Annotated in this window: 1 protein-coding gene; it reads right to left on the bottom strand. The window is 67.6% G+C overall.

Going from position 1 to position 639, the window contains the following annotated elements; translation table 11 throughout:
- Nucleotides 1–639 (bottom strand): SbcC/MukB-like Walker B domain-containing protein (locus NS365_RS22775; protein WP_275477571.1); only part of this gene is annotated, 639 nt, incomplete at both ends.

Here is a 639-nt window from a genome sequence, read left to right as displayed (position 1 = left end):
CGGCGATATGGCCGGGAAAATAGGCGAGCGCCAGCGAGGCCGCGATGGCAACATAGAACGGCACCTGCGCCTCGCCGCCCGAGCCCTTCATGGCGCGCGAGGAGAGCGTGGTGCGCCCGCCCTGCGCGTCGGTCATGACGATTTCGAACGTGTAGTATTGGCGGTAGTCGGCGAGTTGCGCGGCGTCCTCGCCGCCTTCGATCATCGCCTCCACCTCGTCCATCGAGGTCTCGAAGATCTCGTCGGTCAGCTCGCCCTCGGCCGCCTTCAGCGCCAGCTCGTGCATGCGCTGGAACTTGCCGTTGATGGCGAAGGTGAAGGCATAGGTCTGCCCGGTGAAGCGGTGGCGCTTCAGGAGACGGTTGATGCCCTCCAGACGGTAGGTGACCTTGCCGAGCTTGTCCGACAGGCGGGTGAGCAGGTCCTCGCGCAGGATGCGCCGCATCTCCTCGCCGGCCTTGGCGCAGGATTCGCGGTAGCCGCGCAGCTCGTTGTTCTCGAGCCGATCCACCTCGGCGAAGACGAAGCGGCAGCCCGCCGCCATGCCATCCGCGTCGATCGGCGGCACGGAGACGCGCCAGCTCGCGGCATACTCGGCAAGATCGCGCAGCGAGGCCAATTGCTCGCGCCGCGCGGCGC

The sequence above is a fragment of the Aureimonas ureilytica genome (assembly GCF_001475935.1).
Taxonomy (GTDB): domain Bacteria; phylum Pseudomonadota; class Alphaproteobacteria; order Rhizobiales; family Rhizobiaceae; genus Aureimonas; species Aureimonas ureilytica_A.
This window is presented reverse-complemented; position numbering and strand designations above follow the sequence as displayed.